This is a genomic window from Kitasatospora sp. Root107 (assembly GCF_001424875.1).
Taxonomy (GTDB): Bacteria; Actinomycetota; Actinomycetes; order Streptomycetales; family Streptomycetaceae; genus Kitasatospora.
On sequence record NZ_LMCT01000010.1, the window covers coordinates 1 to 18,665 of the forward strand.

Here is an 18,665-nt window from a genome sequence, read left to right on the forward strand (position 1 = left end):
AGATCCTCCCCATCGCCCGCATCCCCGACGAGCAGCGCACGGTCGCCCTCGACCTGGTCTACGACCGCCGCACGGAGGGATACGACCCCCTGCAGCGCCTGCTGCAGCTGTTCGAGGGCGTCAGCGTCGCCTCCAGCGCGGAGTCGAAGGCGCAGGAGCTGGCCGCTCTGCCGCTGGAGGAGCGGCTGCAGCGCCGCATCGTCGACGGTGAGCGCAAGGGCCTGGAAGCGGACCTGGACGAGGCCCTGACGCAGCGTCCGGCCCTGGAGATCGTCAACGGCACCCTGCTGGCGGGCATGAAGGTCGTCGGTGAACTGTTCGGCTCCGGCCAGATGCAGCTGCCGTTCGTCCTGCAGTCCGCCGAGGTGATGAAGACCGCGGTGGCGCACCTGGAACCSCACATGGAGAAGTCCGACGATGAGGGCAAGGGCACCATCGTGCTCGCCACCGTCAAGGGCGACGTCCACGACATCGGCAAGAACCTCGTCGACATCATCCTCTCCAACAACGGCTACACCGTCGTCAACCTCGGCATCAAGCAACCCGTCTCCGCCATCCTSGACGCCGCCCAGGAACACCGCGCCGACGTSATCGGCATGTCCGGCCTCCTCGTCAAATCCACCGTCATCATGAAAGAGAACCTCCAAGAACTGAACCAACGCCACCTCGCCGCCGACTTCCCCGTCATCCTCGGCGGCGCCGCCCTCACCCGCGCCTACGTCGAACARGACCTCCACGAGATCTACCAAGGCGAAGTCCGCTACGCCCGCGACGCCTTCGAAGGCCTCCGCCTGATGGACGCCCTGATGTCCGTGAAGCGCGGTGTGCCGGGTGCCTCGCTCCCGCCGCTCAAGCCGCGCCGGGTCAGCGCCGTCGCCCGCCCGGTCGAGCCGGCTCCGGTCACCGGGCCTGGCAGGTCGGACGTGGCGGTGGACAACCAGGTGCCGGTGCCGCCGTTCTGGGGAGACCGGATCGTCAAGGGTGTCCCGCTGGCGGAGTACGCGAGTCTGCTGGACGAGCGGGCGACCTTCCTCGGCCAGTGGGGCCTGAAGCCCGGCCGGGGCGACGGCGGCCCGTCGTACGAGGAGCTGGTGGAGACCGAGGGCCGCCCCCGGCTGCGGATGTGGCTGGACCGGTTGCACACCGAGGGGATGCTCGAAGCGTCCGTGGTCTACGGCTACTTCCCGTGTGTCTCCAAGGGCGACGACCTGATCATCCTGAACGAGCACGGCTCCGAGCGGACCAGGTTCACCTTCCCCCGCCAGCGCCGTGACCGGCGGCTCTGCCTCTCCGACTTCTTCCGCTCCGAGAAGTCGGGCGAGACGGACGTCATCGCCTTCCAGCTGGTCACCATGGGCAACCGGATCGCCGAGGCGGCCAACGAGCTGTTCGCCGCCAACGCCTACCGGGACTACCTCGAACTGCACGGCCTGTCCGTCCAGTTGACCGAGGCACTGGCCGAGTACTGGCACGCCAGGGTACGCGCCGAACTGGACGTCCACCGCGAGGACTCCAGCTCGCTGGACGAGGTGTTCCGCCAGGGCTACCGGGGATCCAGGTACTCCTTCGGTTACCCGGCCTGCCCCGAACTGGGCGACCAGCTCCAGCTGATGGAGCTGCTCAAGCCCGAACGGATCGGCGTGCTGCTCTCCGAGGAGTTCCAGCTGCACCCCGAGCAGTCCACCTCGGCGCTGATCGTCCACCACCCCGAGGCCAAGTACTTCAACGCCCGCTGACCCCCGCTCCGACCACCCGGAAAGGAAGTCCGATGCCCCACCACGACCCGCCGCAGCTCGGTGCGCCCACCGCCGGCGAGCCGACGTACTCCTTCGAGTTCTTCCCGCCCCGCACCGAGCTCGCCGAGCGGCGCTTCTGGAACGCCCTGCGGCGGGTCGAGGCGGTCGGCCCCGCGTTCGTGTCCATCACGTACGGCGCCGGTGGCTCCTCGCGGGAGAAGACGGTGCGGATCGCGGAGCGGATCGCCACCGAGACCACGCTCACCCCGGTCGCCCACCTGACCGCCGTCGGCCACTCCCGGGCCGAACTGCGCAACATCATCGGCCAGTACGCGGACGCCGGGATCACCGACGTTCTCGCTCTGCGCGGCGACCCGCCGGGCGACCCGCGCGGGGTGTGGCGGCAGCACCCGGAGGGCTTCCGGCACGCGGCCGAGCTGGTCGAACTGGTCCGCGCCACCGGGCGGTTCAGGATCGGGGTGGCCGCCTTCCCGGAGGGGCATCCGCGCTCCCCCGATCCGGACACCGACCTGCGCCACTTCGTCGACAAGTGCCGGGCGGGCGCGGACTACGCGATCACCCAGATGTTCTTCCGGGTCGAGGACTACCTCCGGCTGCGCGACCGGGTGGCTGCCGCCGGCTGCCCGACGCCGATCATCCCGGAGATCATCCCGATCACCGACCACGGCCAGCTCGCCCGGTTCGCCGAGCTCAGCGGCGCCACCGTCCCCGGCGAGCTCGTCGACCGGCTGGAGCGCTGCCGGGACGACGCGGCCGAGGTCCGCCGGATCGGGCTGGCGCACGCCGTCGAGATGAGCGCCCGCCTGGTCGCCGAGGGCGCGCCCGGCCTGCACTTCATCACCCTCAACCGGGCGGACGACGCCTTGGAGATCCACCGTGCGGTCCGCACGACCGCCACCGGCCGTCACCCGATGAGCGCCTGATGCACCGTCAGTCAGAACTGGAGCCCGCGTGCCCGACCACGACCACCAGCCGGGATGTGGTGATCGTCGGCGGCGGGGCCACGGCGGTCAGCACCTTCACCCAGCTCACTGCGAAGCTCTCCCCGGGCGACTCGGTGACCATCGTCGATCCGAACCCGGTGGGCTTCGGCCACGCCTTCGGCACCAGCGACCCGCTGCTGCTGTGCAACACCTCCGTCGATGTCACTTCACTCCGCGCTGACGACGGATCGGATCTGCTCGACTACCTCTCCTCCCGGGGCTGGCCCGCCCACCCCGAGGACTTCGTGCCCCGCTACCTGGTCGGGCAGTACTGCCGCGAGCGCTACCAGGAGAGCCGCCGACGGGCCGAGCGCCGGGGCATCCGGATCGAGCACCGCCGCACCCGGGCCACCGCCGTACGGCGCGAGACCAACGGCAGCTACAGCGTCGAACTGACCGGCTCCACCCCGCTGTTCGCCACCGACGTGCTGCTCTGTCTCGGCCTGGACCGCCCGGTGCTGCCCGAGCCGGTCCGCCGGCACGCCGGGCACCCGGCCATGCTGGACGCCCCGTACCCGGTCGACCGGCTGCGCGAACTGCCCCGGGACGCCGAGGTGCTGGTGCTCGGCACCAAGCTCTCCGCCATCGACGCGGCGCTGGTCCTGTGCCGGGACGGCCGACGCACCGTGATGACCTCGCCCTCCGGCGAACTCCCGGCCGTCCGGACCCGGTTGCGCCGCCCGGAGCGTCCGCTGCTGGACACCGACCGCTGGCAGCGGCTCACCCCGGGTACGGCCAACCTCGACCGGGAGGTCGCCCGGCTGCTGGTCGAGGCGGTGAACCGGGCCGACCGGCCGCTGCCGCTGCGCGAGCAGACCAGCCCCGCCGGTGCCCCCGCGACCCGCCTGGAACGGGAGTTGGCGCTGGCGGCGGCCGGCCGGGTGCCCTGGCAGGACGTGGTGGCCGAGGTGATCGACACCGTCAACGACTGGACGGCAGCCTGGCCGGCCACCACCCGGGCCGATGTGCTGGGCCGCTATCGGACGGTGATGTCCCGCTACATCTCCGCCATCCCGGAGCGCAACGCCCGGCTGCTCGCCGAGCACCTGGCGGCCGGCCGGCTCTCGGTCGCCACCGGGTACCCGGCCTCGATCGAGCCCGAGGGGCCGGCCTCCTGGCGGGTCGAGTGGCCGGACGGCCGGGTCGAGCACTTCACCCACGTGGTCTGCGGGACCGGCTTCCAGAAGCCGCAGCTCTCGCTGGCCGGACCGGGTTCGTACCGGATCGGCCCGCCGGGTCCGGGCGCGGCCGTCCCCGAGATCACCGCCGACCTGCGCCTGCGCGAGCCGGAGCACCCCACGCCGGACCGGATCTGGGTGGTCGGCGCGGCCGCGCACCACCGCACCGCGATCGTCAACTACCTGAACGCGGCGGCCAAGCAGGCCGCCAGGATCGCCGCCCAGTTCGCCACCGCCGTACCCGTCTGACCCGCCACCGACTCACCCGCCACCGACTCACCCGAAAGGCAGTCCCGTGATCGTCCTTGTCAGCCCCGTCTCCACCGGATCGGCCCTCGCCGAGGCCTTCCGGGAGGAGGGCCAGGCCTGCCTGCACCTGTACGACAGCAGCCTGCACGCGGCCTACCAGGCCGATGCCTCCGCCCACACCATGCTCCACCGGGACCTGGAGACCACCCTCGACGTGCTGCGGGAGCTGCGCCCGAGCGCGGTGATCGCCGCCAGCGAGTACGGCGTCATCCTGGCCGACACCCTGGCCGCCGCGCTCGGACTCGACCACCACCGGCCGGAGTTGATCGACGCCCGGCGCGACAAGCACCTGATGGTCCGCGCGCTCGAGCAGGCCGGGGTGCCCGCCGCCCGGACCGTCGCGGTCCGCACCGGGGCCGAGCTGACCGCCGCGCTGACCGACTGGACCGAGGGCTTCCCGGTGATGGTGAAGCCGCGCAACAGCGCGGGCAGCGACGGCTGCCAGATCTGCCACACCCCCGAGCAGGTGGTCGCCGCCTTCCACGCCATCGCCGACGCCAGGAACCTGATGGGCGAGGTCAACGACGAGGTGCTGCTGCAGGAGTTCCTGGCCGGGACCCAGTACATCGTCAACACCGTCAGCCTGGCCGGTCGCCACCTGCTCAGCGAGGTGTACGCCGAGCGGATCGACCACATCGACGGCGCACCGGTCCTCCGGCACATCATCTCCCGGCCCGAACTCCGGCAGGACGAGCGCGAGTTGGTCGACTACGTGCTGGCCTGCCTGGACGCACTCGGCATCCGCGAGGGCGCCGCGCACACCGAGGTGATGCTCACCCCGCGCGGCCCGCGCCTGGTCGAGGTCAACTCCCGGGTGATGGGCCCCTCGTTGACGCCCGACCCGTACCACGCCGCCTTCGGCTACAGCCAGCAGCACCTGGTGGTCGAGCGCTACCTGCGCCCCGCCGAGTTCGCCGCCCGGCTGGACCGGCCGTACGCCCCGCCGCAGACCGTGGCCAAGGTCTTCCTGCGCCCGCACCGCGAAGGTACCGTGCAGTCGATCGACGGGCTACGGACGCTGCGCAGGCTGCCCGGTTTCCACAGTGTGGAGCGGCTGCCCGCGATCGGCGAACCCATCCGCGACCGCCATCTCACCACCGGTGCGACAGGCATCGCCTTCCTGGTGCACGAGGACGAGACGGTGCTGCAGAAGTCGCTGGCCGAGCTCCACCCGCTGGAGGACGCCGGCGGGTTCTTCCGGCTGGCTGACCAGCCGACGGCAGGGTGACGGCCGTGCCGATCCTGCTCATCGTGGTCTCGGTGATCCTGCAGGCCTGTGCGGACGGCTATCTGTCCGGGCGGCTGGAGTTCGGCGACAGCCTGCTGTTCTCCTGCCTCGCCTTCGTCGCGGCCACCCTGCTGTTCGGTTCGCTCTGCCTGGCCCGCCGGGTCCGACAGGGCGCCCGGCCCGCCCGCCCGGCCGCGCAGCGCAGCTCGGTGCGGCGGCTGATCGTGCTGATGAACCTGGCCACCGCCGTCACCTTCCTCGGCTTCTTCTCCGCGCTGGCCTGGATTCCCGCCGCACTGGCCACCAGCGTCCAGTCCGGCATCGGACCGCTCGCGGTGGTCTGCATCGCGCTGATCCGCCGGGAGAGCGCGCCCGCCGCCGGCCGGCTGGCCGGGGCCCTCGGGCTGCTCGGGCTCTCCGTGCTGATCGCCGTACGGCTGAACCCGGAGCCCGGCGCGCTCTCGCTGCCGATGGTCGGCGGTACCGTGCTGGTCGCCGTCTCCGGGATCTCGGCCGCGCTGCTGGCCCGGATCTCCCGGCAGCTCGGCGCGGCCGGGGCGGACCCGCTCTGGGTCACCGCCAACCGCTTCCACCTCACCTACCTGGTGGCCGGGGCCCTGCTGCTGGCCCGGGGCGGAACGGGCGGGGCCGGCGGGACGGGCGGAGCGGACCCGATTCCGCTGCCGCTGATGGCGCTGACCGCACTGGCGGCGGTCGCACTGCCGCTCTACCTGCTCCAGATCGGGCTGCAACGGGCCGAACCCCTGCTGGCGATGGCCCTGTTGAGCACCCTCCCGGGGATCACCTACCTGAGCCAGACCGCCTTCGGCGGGCCGCTCGACCCGGTGGCCTGCGCGCTGATCGGGCTGCTCGTCCTGCTGGCGGCCGCCTGCGCCCGGCAGGCCCGCACCGTCGTCCAGGACCGCCGGGTGGCGGCACCTGCCTGACCGTCCGTCATGCCGAAGGGGGACCGCGACTGCGCGGTCCCCCTTCGGCATGACGGTGGCTCAGAGCGCGAAGAGTTCGCCGGTCTCCTCCATCGCGTGCACCACGGCGACCGAGCTGTGCAGCAGGCTGTCGTCCTCGTGCACGAAGTAGGCCACGCCCCAGCCCTGCGCCGAGCGCTCCAGCACGGTGGCCGGGGTCCCGGTCTCCGGCAGGCCGGTCACGCTGTGGAAGCCGGGCAGCCGCCGCAGCCGGTCGAGGCCGGGCACCGACCGCAGGGTGCCGGTCGCGCCCGGCACCCGCAGCTCGATCCTGGCCAGCGCCCGGGCGGGCCGGTACGGCAGCTCCAGTCGGCGGGCGAACTGCTCGGGGCGCAGGAAGCGTTCCGCGAGCAGGTGCAGCCGGGTGTAGCCGAAGGCCGCGAAGTACGGGTCGGCGGAGCTGCGCGGGCCGGTCGGCCAGGGCTCCACCCGGACCGGCCGGAAGCCGTCGGCGGTCCGGCGGAGCTCGGTCCTGGCGGAGCCCTCGCGGACGCCGAGCGCGTCCAGCGAACCGACGGCGGCTGTGATCGCCCCGCGTTCGGCCGGACCGAGCAGGCTGTGCGCCACGCTGTCCCGGTGCACCAGCACCCCGCCGTCCTCGCTCTGGTGCCGCAGGTAGACCTCGGCCACCAGGTGCCGGCCCGCCGAACTGACGGTGTGCACCTCGTACGTCTCGCCGTCCGGCAGCCCGTGCAGCAGCACCGCCCGGCCGGTGCCCAGCGGGCCTCGGTGCAACTCGGCCACCGCCGCCGCGACTTCGGCGGCGGTCCGGCACAGCCGCCCGGGCTCGGTGCCCGCACCGGTGGCCGGGCGGGCCAGTACCGGCCAGTCGGTCCAGCCGTCCAGCACCGTCGCCAGCTGCTCGGGCGTCTCCACCACGGCCCCCGCGACCGCGGGCAGGCCCGCTTCGAGCAGCGTGCGGCTCATCACCGCCGGATCACACCGGGCGGCGGCCAACTCCGGGTCGTGGTACGGCAGTCCGAAGTCCCGGGCGAGCTGCTCGGCCAGCCGTCCGCCGGAGCCGCTGGCCGCGATCACCGCGTCCGGACGACGGCCGGCCCACCCGGTCCAGGGGGCTGGACCGCCGGTCCGCTCGGCCTGGCTGCTGAACACCGGGAGACAGTCGGCCCCCTGCTCCCGGAGGGTGCGGGCCAGGTCGGCACCGCTGAACACTGGATCGACGAGTAGGAACACGGATCGCTGCCTCGGGTGGTCGTTGGACGAACTGACGACGGATCAGGCCGGGTCGGCCCGCGCCGTCCGTCAGCACAGCAGACCGGCGACCGGTCCGGGAAGCCGGGCCGGTCAGCGCTCGGTCGCCGCTCGACCACGCCTTGACCACGGCCACCGGGGCGGCCGTGGTCGGGGCGGGCCGGCTCAGGCCGACACCGCGACCGGGCTCTGGGTGGCCTCCGCCGGGGTGCGCGGCACCGAGCGGACGCCGAGCAGTACGGCGGCCACCGCCAGCGCCCCGCAGGCCACCGGCACGACGAACGCCAGGCTCGCGCCGGAGTGGTCCACCACCGCACCGGCGAGTGCGGCACCCAGCGCAATGCCGAGCCCGAGGCCGGTGCTAGCCCAGGTCATACCCTCCGTCAACTGGGCACGGGGCACTGCTAGTTCGACCATCCCCATGGCGGTGGCCATGGTCGGCGCGCACGCCGTACCGGCCACGAACAGCACCACACCGAGCAGCAGCAGATTGCCGGTGACCAGCAACGGCACCATCGTCACGGTCATCAGCAGGGTGCCGGTCAGCAGCCGCCCGCGCACCGTGCCGCGCGGTGCCAGGCCGCCGTACAGCAGCCCGGCCAGCGCACTGCCGATCGCGTACACCGCCAGCACCCAGCTGGCCATCGCCTTGTCGCCCCGCTCGTCGGCGAACGCGACGGTGATCACCTCGATCGAGGCGAAGACCGCCCCGATCGCCAGGAAGGTCACCACCAGCGCGGGCAGACCCGGGCTGCGGATCGCCGAGCCGGAGCGCACCCGCTCGGCCGGGCGGACCGGCGGCTCCGTGCCGCGCTGCCGGGCCAGCAGCCAGCTGCCCAGGGCGAGCAGCCCGGCCGCCGCGAGCAGCCCCGACTCCGGGGCGAACGCGGTGGACAGCCCGATCGCCAGCACCGGCCCGAGCGTGAACACCGTCTCGTCCACCACCGACTCCAGCGAGTACGCCGGGTGCAGCCGGTCGGTGCCCCGGAAGATCTCCGCCCAGCGGGCCCGGACCATCGAGCCGACGTTGGGGATCACCCCGGCCACCGCGGCGGCCAGGAAGAGCGTCCAGGCCGGCGCCGCCAGCCGGTGACAGAGCGCCAGCACGGTCAGTGCGACCGCGCCGACCGCGGCGGCGGGCAGCAGCACCCGCCGCTGGCCGTGCCGGTCCACGGCCCGCGCCAGCCGGGGCCCGACCAGTGCGTACGCGATCGCGTGGGTCGCGGTCACCGCCCCGGCCAGGGCGTACTCGCCGGGCTGCTGGGAGAGCATCGCGACGATGCCGAAGCGGGTCATCGCGGTGGCCAGCCGGGCCACCAGCCCGGCCGAGCTGAACGCGGCGGTGCCGGGCACGGCGAAGATCTGCCGGTAGGCGTTGGCCATCGCGGTCACCGCACCGGCTCGGGCACGGCGACGGGCTCGGTGACCTGCTCGGCCTGCTCGGGTGCGGCGACCGGCTCGGCCGGCAGGGCGGCCAACTCGCAGTGGTAGTCCCGGATGGTGACCCGGATCGCCTCCTCCACCTCGGCCGCACTGCCGGCGTGGTAGCGGAACCGGCCGAGGATGAACCGGTAGCCGCCCTTGCCGTCGAACTTGTGCCCCGGCTCGGGCAGTTCCTCCGCGTACAGGCCGGGCACGGCACCGACCATCGACGGCCGGGAGACCAGCTCCTGGCCCAGCGGCTCGGGGACCAGCAGGAAGCCGCCGTGCCCGTGGTCGGGGCCGGGCGCGGGCAGGGTGACGGGCCGTTCGCCCAGTTCCAGCCGGATCCAGTCACCGATCAGGTCGACGCCGTAGACGTCCTGGAACACCCAGGGGATCTCGCCGCCGCCGAACCGCGCGCCGACCTCCAGGAAGACCGGCCCGGTCGGGGTCTGGATCAGCTCGAAGTGGAACGCGCCGCGCTCCAGGCCCAGCGCCCGCAGACAGGCCTCGGTGAAGGCGAGCATCGTGTCGGCCTCGGGCCCGGTCTGCACCGCCGAGCCCACCGGGCGGCCCTGGGCGAAGCCGTAGCAGGTGTCCATGTACCGGGAGGCGCGACCGAAGGCCATCGAGCCGTCCTCCATCAGCCCGTCGACGTGCCAGACCGGGCCCTCCAGGTACTCCTCCACCTGATAGTCCGCCAGCTCGGTGCCGGCCAGGGTGGTGGCCAGGTCCTCCTCGGGGCCGACCACGAAGATGCCGATGCTGGCCGCGCCGGTCCGGGGTTTGACCACCACCGGGGCGCCCAACTCGGCCCGGAAGGCGGTCATCTCGGCGAGCGTGGCCGCCTCCTGGAAGCGCGGCACCCGCAGACCGGCCGCGGCCACCCGGGCCTTCATCCGGGTCTTGTCCCGGAAGACCAGCACCGCCTCGGTGTCCGGCCCCGGGATGCCCAGGCGTTCGCGGATCTGCGCGCCGGTCAGCAGGTCGAACTCGGAGAGCACCAGCAGCCGGTCGAAGCCGCCGCAGGCCCGGTGGGCGGCGAGGGCCGCCTCGATCACCGGCTCCGGCGACCTGTAGTCCTCCACCACCTGGATGTGCCGGGCCGCCGCCGGGATCCGGGGCACGTGCTTGGGCACGGTGACATAGCTGACCTCGTGCACGGAGTGGTCGATCCGCGAGCCGTAGTCGCTCTGGTGCTCGTCGTCCCACCGGTTGATGATCAGAATCCTCATCGGACTTCCCTCCCTTCGGCGACTCAGGCGCCGACGGTCACGGCCGTCTGCACGGCCTCCTGGACGAACCTGTCGATCCGGGCCAGCCGCTCGGCGAGCGCCTCCCGGCTGGGCGCGGCGAGGGCCACGTGGCCGAACCTGCTGTGCAGGTCGACGGCCGGGCGCAGCACCGCACCCGCCGCCGCCGTCACCTCCGCCTCGATGCACCCCTCGACCGACCGCAGCTGCTCCGCCAGCCGGGCCGGATCACCGAGTCGGCCCTCCTCGGCGACGCTGAAGAACCGCACCGCCGCCGCTCCGGACCGGCTCCCGGCGGTCGGCGCCGGGGGCTGCGGCAGGCCCGCGAACGAACGGACCGCCAGCTCCCACATGTCGGCGCCGCACACCGCCTGCACCAGCCACGGGATCCGGTCCCCGCCGAGCCGGGCGCCCACCTCCATCACGTACGGACCTGCCGGGGTCAGCCGGGCCTCCAGGTGGAAGCAGCCGACCGTGATGCCCAGTGCCCGGACCGCCCGCTGCGCCGTGTCCACCAGGGCCGCGCGCTGCTCGGGGTCCAGCGGCGCGTCCACCACGTGACCGACCTCGACGAAGGTCGGCTCGGGCCCGAGGTGCTTCTCGGTCACCGCGAGCACGTGCACCCGCAGGGCGCCGGGGACGCCCTCGACGTACCCCTCGACGCTGTACTCGGGACCGGCCACGTAGCTCTCGGCCAGCAGCGAGAGGCCGAGCAGCTGGCCGTAGTCGTCGATCGGACTGGCCCTCACCTCGGCCAGGTAGCCGGCCAGTTCGGCCTCGCTGTCGATCCGGCGGACGTACTGGCTGCCGGAGCCGTCGACCGGCTTCAGCACCGCGGGCAGCCCGACCGCTGCCAGGATGTCCGCCGGGTCGGCTGCTGCGCCGAACACCTCGTTGCGGGCCACCAGCACCCCGGCCTCGGCCAGCACCGCCTTCATCCAGCCCTTGTCCCGCAGCGCGCCGACCGCCGACGGGTCCAGCCCCGGCAGGCCGAGCGCCCGGGCGGTGTGCGCGCACACCTCGACCGCGTACTCGTAGCCGGGGACCACGGCGACCACGTCGGTGGAGCCGGCCAGGGCCCGGGCGGCGGCGATCACCGCCTCCCGGCTGCGGATCTCCAGCCGGGTGTAGTCGGCCCGGCCCTCGGCCACCGCGCGGCGCACCTGCTCGGGGAGCCGGTCGACCGGCTTGCGGTCGAAGACGTGCGGGCGGTGGCCGAGCCGCTCGGCGGCGGCCAGCAGGCCGATGCCGGAGGAGTTGGGCTCGATGACCAACACGGTGCTGCGGGACATGGCAGGACCTCTCGATGGACGGACACAGGGGATCGAATGGCATCTCCGTTGCTGTGGATGCCTTGCTGATGTCATCTTAGGCACTTGAAATGACATCTGAATAGATCCGGGGAGTGCCGTCTCGCAGTTCGGACGGTCGCCCGGAAGAGCTGTCGGTATGCCCGGCGGGCCGGTATAAGTCAGGGGCATGACCACGACTTTGATCATCGGCGGCGCCGCACCGGCGACCACCGGCTACGTGCACGACATCTGTGCCCGCGCCCTCACCCAGCTCCGCGCCAGAGGCAGCCGGATCGTCCTCACCGACACCGCCGAGAACCTGGCGGCCGCCCCCGAGCTGGTCCGACTCGCCGATGATGTCGACCAGTTGGACTTCACCGACGCCGCCGCCTGCGTGGCCTGGGCCGTCGCCAGGGCGGAGCGCGAGCCGATCACCGCCGTGCTGGCGTTCCGGGAGTACGCGGTGGTGGCCGCCGCCGAGGTGGCGGGCGCGCTCGGGCTGCCCGGCAACCCGCCCGAGGCGGTCCGCCGGGTCAGGACCAAGGACATCTGCCGCGAGTACCTGCGCGAGCACGGCTTCCGGCAGCCCGCCCTCCGGCTGTGCGCGAGCGCCGAGCAGGCCGAGGAGTTCCATCGCTCGGTCGGCGGCACCGTGATCGTCAAACCGCGCAGCGGCTCCAGCAGCGAGGGCGTCCAGCAGGTCGACGACCCGGCGCGGATCGCCACCGCGTTCGCCCAGGCCGCCGACGAGGACGGCAACGCCCTGGTCGAAACCTTCGTCAGCGGACCGGAGTTCAGCGTCGAGGGCATCATCACCTCGGGCTCACCACAGGTCCTGGCGGTGACCGGCAAGCAGGTCGTCGGCAGCTCCTTCGTGGAGTGCGGCCACACCATGCCCGCGCAGATCGCACCGGAGGACACCCGGGCGATCGACGAGGAGGTGTCGAACGCGCTGCGCGCGCTCGGGCTGCGACACGGCCTGTTCCACGTCGAGTGCTGGCTCACCGACCAGGGTGTGGTGCTCGGCGAACTGCACGTCCGTCAGGGCGGCGACTGGATCCACGCGATGGTCGAGTGGACCCGCCCCGGCCTTGAGCTGTACGGCAGTTGGCTGGACGACCTGCTCGGCCGCGAGGTCCGGCTGCCCGCCGCCACCCGGGGGGCCGCCACCCGCTTCCTCACTCCCCCGCCGGGCACCGTCGCCTCGGTCCAGGGCTGGGACGAACTCGCGGCCCGCCCCGAGGTGTTGGCCGCCTCCTGCGAGCTCGAGCCGGGCACCGAGATCCGCCCGGTCGCCTCCAACCTGGAGCGCTACGGCGTGCTGGTGGTCGGCACCGCCGACCCCGACGCGGCGGGGCCGCTGGCCGACAAGCTGCTCGGGGAGCTCGACATCCGGCTGCGCTGACCGCTGTGGCCGACCCCGGCGGTCGGCCACAGCACAGCGGCCCGCCGCTCGCCGCCGGGCGACCAACGGGCCGCCTGGGCGCACTCGTCAGCGCAGGGCGAGCGCCGGGCGTCCCGCGCAGTGCGCCCGCCGGGCCGGCCGCCGGGCGTCCCGGTACCGGACCGCCGTAGGCTGCTCGGYCGGGCTGCTCCCGTCCGGCCGGCCCGACAGCGCGCAGACCGGCGCGGCGCCGGCCAGCCGGACCAGGTCGGGCATCCGGAAGCCGGCCGGCCCGCCCGCGACGCCCGCGCCACCTTCGAGACCTTCAGGTCCGAGGTCGACCAGCAGGTGGGCGGAGATCAGCCGGTCCAGCAGCAGCCCGGCAGGACCGGTCTCGACGCCAAGCACCCGCGCCGCCTCGGCGATCCCGAACGGCCGTCCACCCAGGCCCGCCAGCGCCCGCAGCGCCTGCTGCTCCCCGGCCGCCAGCCGCCGGATCGCCTCCGCCAGCCGTCCGGCGACGTCGAGGTCACCGACCCCCAGTTCGGCCAGCCGGCCCCGCTCCGCGCGCAGCCGGGCCGTCAACTCCGCCACCCCAAGCCCGGGCCGGGCCGCCAGCCGCTCCCCGGCCGCCCGGACAGCCAGCGGCAGCAGATCGCACAGCTCCAGCAACTCCCGTGCCACCGCCCGCTCCGCGCCGATCCGTCCCGGCCCCGCCACCGACTCCAGCAGCCGCAGCCCGTCGGCCGGCCCGAACGCCGCGAGCTGGACCCCGACCGCCCCGGGCAGGCCGGCCAGCCGCTGCCTGGCGGTGATCAGGGTGGCGCACTCGGGCCCGCTCGGCAGCAACGGCAGGACCTGCGACACACTCGCCGCGTCGTCCAGCACCACCAGCACCTTGCGGTCCGCCGTCCAGCTCCGGAACAGCCGGGCCGACTCCTCCCAGGACCGGGCCGGCTCCTCCGCCGAGCCCGGCGGTCCGTCGAGGCCGGCCGCCCGGAGGAAGGTCGACAGCACCTCGGTGGGCGCGAGCGGGACACCGTCCGATCCGTGCAGGGTGACGAACAACTGGCCGTCCGGATAACGCTCCTTGACCCGCTGCGCCACCTCGGTGACCAGCGCGGTCTTCCCGGTGCCGGGGCCGCCGACCACGCAGGTGACCGAGCAGAGCCGGCCCATCCCCCGCCTGATCCGCTCCGACTCCGCCTCCCGGCCGACCAGCCCGGGCGGCGCCGCCGGGATCTCGGCCGGCCGGCCACGGGCCACCGTCCTGGCGGCGACGGTCCGTTCGGGCGCGGCCAGCCCGGGCGCCGCCGAGAGCACCGCCCGGTGCAGCCGCTGCAGGCGCTCGGAGGGCTCGAGGCCGGTGTGCTCCACCACGCTCCGGCGCAGCCTGCCGTACGTGCTCAGCGCGTCCTCCTGGAGCCCGGAGCGGTACGCGGCCAGCATCAGCTGCGCCGCGAACTCCTCCCGGGTCGGGTGACGTACCGTCAGTGCCTTGAGTTCGCCGACCAGTTCGCGGTGCCGACCGAGCCGGAGGTCGGCCTCGACCCGCTGCTCGAGCGCGCCGAGCCTGGCGTCCTCCAGCCGCGCGGCCTCGGCCGCCAGCACCGGCCCGTGCGACAGGTCGCCGAGCGCGCTGCCCCGCCACAGCCCCAGCGCCTCACGCAGCACCGCGGCCGCCCGGCCGTGGTCACCCTCGGCCAGCGCCGACCGGCCCACCCCGACCCGCTGCTCGAACAGCCGCAGGTCCAGCTCGCCGGGCTCCAGCAGGATGCGGTAGCCGTTCGGGCGGGTCTCCAGCAGCTGCCTGCGGCCACCGGTCGGGCTCGCCGCGAGCGCCTTCCGCAGTTGGTAGAGGTAGGTCTGGATGGTCTTCCGGGCCAGCTTCGGCGGCTCGTCGTCCCAGAGCTCCTCCTCCAGGGTCGAGGTGGAGACGGTCCGCCCCGCCTGCAGCAACAGCGTGGCGAGCACCCGGCGGGGCATGGCGGCGGCGGGTGTGAGGTCTTCCTGCTCGTCGCGCACCTCGACCGGTCCCAGCACGGCAAAGTCCACGCTCTTCTCCCTTGGTGGCAGCTGGGCAGTAAAAAACCTTCTGGAAGGTTTTTAGCATGGCTCTGTGTCAGGTTCAATCAACTTGGACACGGTCGTCCCGCGCGCTGGACGACCGCCCCCACCTCTGGCGCGGACGTCCTCGCAGGCCGGTGGCGTCCGACAGGTTCACCATCTCGCCAAGTGAGACATTCCCTTGCAGATTAATATTCCTACCCGTAGGTTTTTTCTGCTCGCGCCGCCGGGCGCGTCGAGGGAGGGATCTGAACCGATGCGGGCCACGCTCGAAGCACTCGGCCGCCGCCTGCGCCACCTGCTGGTGCTCTGGTGGCGCGACCTCCACCCGGTGATGGCGATCCGGGTGCCGCTCCCCTACCCCCTGCTCCGCGAGCCGGCCGCCCGCCCCAGCGGGCCGGGGCAGGCCGAACCCGCCGGTGCCGAGCCGGACTTGTTCTCGGGTCGGGCGCCCCGCAGGATGGTCCCCGACGACCGACCTTGAGGAGCCGGGATGGGTACGAGGCCACTGCTGAACCGCAGGCTGGCGGGGATGGGTTCGACGATCTTCGCGGAGATGTCCGCGCTGGCCGTCGCCACCGGTTCGATCAATCTGGGGCAGGGCTTCCCGGACACCGACGGCCCGCGCGCGATCGCCGAGGCGGCCGCCCGGGCCGTCCTGGAGGGGCGGGGCAACCAGTACCCGCCCGGGCCCGGCATCCCGGAACTGCGGGCGGCGGTGACGGAGCATCAGCAGCGCTGGTACGGCCTCACGTACGACCCCGACAGCGAGGTGCTGATCACCGCCGGGGCGACCGAGGCGATCGCCGCCGCCCTGCTGGCGCTGCTGGAGCCCGGCGACGAGGTGATCGCACTGGAGCCGTTCTACGACTCCTACGCCGCCTGCATCGCGATGGCCGGCGCCACCCGGGTCCCGCTCACCCTGCGGGCTCCCGGCTTCCGCCCCGACCTGGACGAGCTGCGCGCCCTGATCACCCCGCGCACCCGGCTGCTCCTCATCAACACCCCGCACAACCCGACCGGCACCGTGCTGACCCCGGACGAGCTCCGCGGCATCGCCGAACTCGCCTGTGAGCACGACCTGTTGGTGATCACCGACGAGGTGTACGAGCACCTGGTGTTCGCCGGCGCGCACCGTCCGCTGGCCGCCCTCCCCGGGATGCGCGAGCGCACCGTCTCGATCTCCTCGGCCGGCAAGACCTTCTCCTTCACCGGCTGGAAGGTCGGCTGGGTGACCGGGACGCCGGAACTGGTGGCGGCGGTGCGGACCGCCAAGCAGTACCTGACCTTCGTGAGCGCGGGGCCGTTCCAGTACGCCGTCGCCGACGCGCTGCGGCTGCCCGACAGCTACTTCGACACCCTGCGGGCCGACCACCTGCGCAAGCGGGACCTGTTGGCCGACGGGCTGGCGGCGGCCGGCTTCGAGGTGTTCCGGCCGGAGGGCACGTACTTCATCACCACCGACATCACCCCGCTCGGCGAGACCGACGGTCTGGAGTTCTGCCGCAAGCTGCCGGAGCGCTGCGGTGTGGTGGCCATCCCGAACGTGGTGTTCTACGACAACACCGAGGCCGGACGCAGCCACGTTCGATGGGCCTTCTGCAAGCGGGACGATGTCCTGCAGGAGGCCGTCACCCGCCTACAGCAGCTCTGACTACGCTCCCTGCATGCACCTGCACCGGACAACCGTCGACGCCCACGGCCCCAACGGGTCCCGCCCCGTCCCACCGGCACCCATCGAAGGTGCCGGTCGGCTCCCGGCGGCCGTGACCAAGGCCCGGGTGGTCTTCACCGACGGCGGGGGCCGGATCCTGCTGGTCCGGCTCCAGCCGGGGCTCAACGAGCTGCACTGGGGACTGCCCGGCGGCACCGTCGAGGCCGGGTCGGAGACCCCGCGGCAGGCAGCCGTCCGCGAGATCGGCGAGGAGATCGGCCTGGCCTGTTCTCCCGGGCGGCTGCTCGGCGTGGACTGGGTGAATCGCGCGGACGACCGGCCGCGGGTGGTCTATGTCTTCGAGGGCGGCCCGCTGAGCGAGGGGGACCTGGCGGGGATCCAGCTGCAGGAGACGGAGCTGGCGGAGTGGCGGATGTGCACTCCGGAGGAGGCGGCTCGGCTGCTGACCCCCGCGTCGTGGGGACAGCTGCGGGAATCGCTCGCCGCGCTGGCGACCGGGACGGGCCCGGCGGAGCTGGTGGACGGGACGCCGGTGGGTCCGTGAACCGCCGTCAGCTGACGTCAACCGCCCACCAGCCGACGCGAACGGTCTTTACCCACACGCCAGGGGACCTGGCGCGGCCATGACGTGTCGCTAATATGCATGACTGCAGGGGGTATTGCCGCACGGTGAGGTGAAGCAAGGGGGAAGCATCCATGAACGCCCTGACGGTCGGCGACGGCGCGGAGCCAGAGCTGGACCGAGCCGCACTGTGCGCGCTCCTCGGTCTGAGCGATCGGCTGCTGGACGTCTACCGAACCGTGGTCGGCCGTCCCGGCTGGGGCGTTGCCGAGATCGCCGGAGAGCTGGGGATGACTGCGGCTCAGGTGCGGGCCTGCCTGGACGAACTGGCGGAGCTGTCCATGCTCTACCCCGCCGAGTACTCGACTGCACCGGTCGCGCTGAACCCGGAGATCGGTCTGGCCGCACTGCTGAACCGGCGCGAGAGCGAGATCCAGAGCCAGCAGGCGCAGCTCGCCGCGGCCCGCACCGAGGCCGCCGAGCTCGCCGCTCTCTACTCGGCGCAGCAGGGGCGCTGGGGCAACCAGGGCCTTGAGCAGCTCGACGAGATCACCACGGTGCGGGCCCGGCTGACCGAGCTCGCTGCGCAGGCACAGCACGAGCTGCTCTCCTTCATGCCGGGCGGCGCCCAGAGCCCGGAGGCACTGGACGCCAGCCGACCGCTGGACGAGAAGAGCCTGGCCGCGGGCGTCCGGATCCGGACGCTGTACCTCGACAGCGTCCGCAACGACCGGGCCACCACCGAGTACGCCCGCTGGCTGGCGAGCCTGGGCGGCGAGATCCGGACGATCCCCTCCCTGCCGGTCCGGATGCTCGTCGTGGACCGGTCCGTGGCGCTGCTGCCCACCGATCCGCAGAACAGCCGGGCCGGGGCCATAGTCCTGAAGGCTCCGGGGGTGCTGGCCTCGCTGGTGCAACTCTTCGAGATGACCTGGCAGCAGGCGCGTCCGCTGGACGGGGTGGTGCCCAGCAGGCCGGGCAAGCTGACGGCGCAGGAGCTGGAGCTGCTGAAGCTGCTCGAAATGGGCAGTACGGACGAGGTGGCCGCCCGCAAGCTCGGCGTCTCGCTGCGCACGGTGCGGCGGATGATGGCGGAGATCATGAACCGCCTGGGCGCGCGGAGCCGGTTCGAGGCCGGGTTGCTGGTCTCTCGGGCCGATTGGATGTAGGTCAGGGCCGGAGGTGGACCCGGCCCCAGCCTTTCACCGTGAGCGCCAGGACTGCTGCGGGCCCGGCTTGCCGCGTGAGCAGCGACGACTGGCCGTCTCGTGCCATGGCAGTTAACGGCCGCCGCTCAGCCGATTTCCGTAGCCTTGTGGCTGCCACCATTTGCTCTCATGTACGCAATCCATATCCG

15 protein-coding genes are annotated in these 18,665 nt (G+C 73.1%); 10 read left to right on the forward strand and 5 right to left on the reverse strand.

Going from position 1 to position 18,665, the window contains the following annotated elements; genetic code table 11:
• From ASC99_RS09705 to ASC99_RS09725, 5 genes are all read left to right on the forward strand, one after another.
• Positions 1-1,736 (forward strand): vitamin B12 dependent-methionine synthase activation domain-containing protein (locus tag ASC99_RS09705; RefSeq protein WP_200948306.1); only part of this gene is annotated, 1,736 nt, incomplete at its 5' end.
• A 32-nt stretch (positions 1,737-1,768) separates the two neighbouring features.
• The gene (metF, locus tag ASC99_RS09710; RefSeq protein WP_057230295.1) at positions 1,769-2,680 is read left to right on the forward strand and encodes a methylenetetrahydrofolate reductase [NAD(P)H]; all 912 of its coding nucleotides are present in this window, start codon (positions 1,769-1,771) and stop codon (positions 2,678-2,680) included.
• Complete coding sequence (locus ASC99_RS09715; protein ID WP_057230297.1) at positions 2,680-4,167, forward strand: FAD/NAD(P)-binding protein; 1,488 nt, start codon at positions 2,680-2,682, stop codon at positions 4,165-4,167. Before metF ends, ASC99_RS09715 begins: the two co-directional genes overlap by 1 nt.
• Positions 4,168-4,213: 46 nt before the next feature.
• Positions 4,214-5,455 carry an ATP-grasp domain-containing protein gene (locus ASC99_RS09720; protein ID WP_057230299.1) on the forward strand — a complete coding sequence of 414 codons (1,242 nt, stop codon included), beginning with the start codon at positions 4,214-4,216 and terminating at the stop codon, positions 5,453-5,455.
• Between the two features lie 5 nt (positions 5,456-5,460).
• Positions 5,461-6,402 carry a hypothetical protein gene (locus tag ASC99_RS09725; RefSeq protein WP_057230301.1) on the forward strand — a complete coding sequence of 314 codons (942 nt, stop codon included), beginning with the start codon at positions 5,461-5,463 and terminating at the stop codon, positions 6,400-6,402.
• Positions 6,403-6,462: 60 nt separating this feature from the next.
• On the opposite strand, the gene ASC99_RS09730 is transcribed toward ASC99_RS09725, so the two are convergent.
• From ASC99_RS09730 to ASC99_RS09745, 4 genes are all read right to left on the reverse strand, one after another.
• Positions 6,463-7,635, reverse strand: a complete 1,173-nt coding sequence (locus tag ASC99_RS09730) for a hypothetical protein (RefSeq protein WP_157531456.1) — start codon at positions 7,633-7,635, stop codon at positions 6,463-6,465.
• A 183-nt stretch (positions 7,636-7,818) separates the two neighbouring features.
• Positions 7,819-9,036 (reverse strand): MFS transporter, encoded by a 1,218-nt coding sequence (locus ASC99_RS09735; protein WP_063857050.1) that lies wholly within the window; start codon positions 9,034-9,036, stop codon positions 7,819-7,821.
• 5 nt (positions 9,037-9,041) lie between these two features.
• A complete protein-coding gene (locus ASC99_RS09740) occupies positions 9,042-10,310 on the reverse strand; it encodes an acetyl-CoA carboxylase biotin carboxylase subunit family protein (RefSeq protein WP_057230305.1) in 1,269 nt (422 codons plus the stop codon).
• Between the two features lie 23 nt (positions 10,311-10,333).
• Positions 10,334-11,620, reverse strand: coding sequence for an acetyl-CoA carboxylase biotin carboxylase subunit family protein (locus tag ASC99_RS09745; RefSeq protein ID WP_057230306.1), 1,287 nt, complete (start codon positions 11,618-11,620; stop codon positions 10,334-10,336).
• Between the two features lie 187 nt (positions 11,621-11,807).
• Between ASC99_RS09745 and ASC99_RS09750 the strand changes: the two genes are divergently transcribed.
• On the forward strand, positions 11,808-13,025 hold the full coding sequence (locus ASC99_RS09750; RefSeq protein WP_057230308.1) for an ATP-grasp domain-containing protein: 1,218 nt from the start codon (positions 11,808-11,810) through the stop codon (positions 13,023-13,025).
• Positions 13,026-13,112: 87 nt separating this feature from the next.
• Here the strand turns inward: ASC99_RS09750 and ASC99_RS09755 are convergent, their stop codons facing one another.
• A complete protein-coding gene (locus tag ASC99_RS09755; protein WP_057230310.1) occupies positions 13,113-15,059 on the reverse strand; it encodes a BTAD domain-containing putative transcriptional regulator in 1,947 nt (648 codons plus the stop codon).
• 268 nt (positions 15,060-15,327) lie between these two features.
• On the opposite strand from ASC99_RS09755, the gene ASC99_RS09760 reads away from it, so the two are divergent.
• The 4 genes from ASC99_RS09760 (at position 15,328) to ASC99_RS09775 (ending at position 18,477) form a co-directional block, all read left to right on the forward strand.
• Positions 15,328-15,555, forward strand: coding sequence for a hypothetical protein (locus ASC99_RS09760; protein ID WP_057230312.1), 228 nt, complete (start codon positions 15,328-15,330; stop codon positions 15,553-15,555).
• Between the two features lie 9 nt (positions 15,556-15,564).
• Positions 15,565-16,725, forward strand: coding sequence for a pyridoxal phosphate-dependent aminotransferase (locus tag ASC99_RS09765; RefSeq protein WP_057230313.1), 1,161 nt, complete (start codon positions 15,565-15,567; stop codon positions 16,723-16,725).
• A gap of 13 nt (positions 16,726-16,738) precedes the next feature.
• Positions 16,739-17,290, forward strand: a complete 552-nt coding sequence (locus ASC99_RS09770; protein WP_082598218.1) for an NUDIX hydrolase — start codon at positions 16,739-16,741, stop codon at positions 17,288-17,290.
• Between the two features lie 152 nt (positions 17,291-17,442).
• On the forward strand, positions 17,443-18,477 hold the full coding sequence (locus ASC99_RS09775) for a LuxR C-terminal-related transcriptional regulator (protein WP_082598219.1): 1,035 nt from the start codon (positions 17,443-17,445) through the stop codon (positions 18,475-18,477).
• Positions 18,478-18,665: the final 188 nt, after the last annotated feature.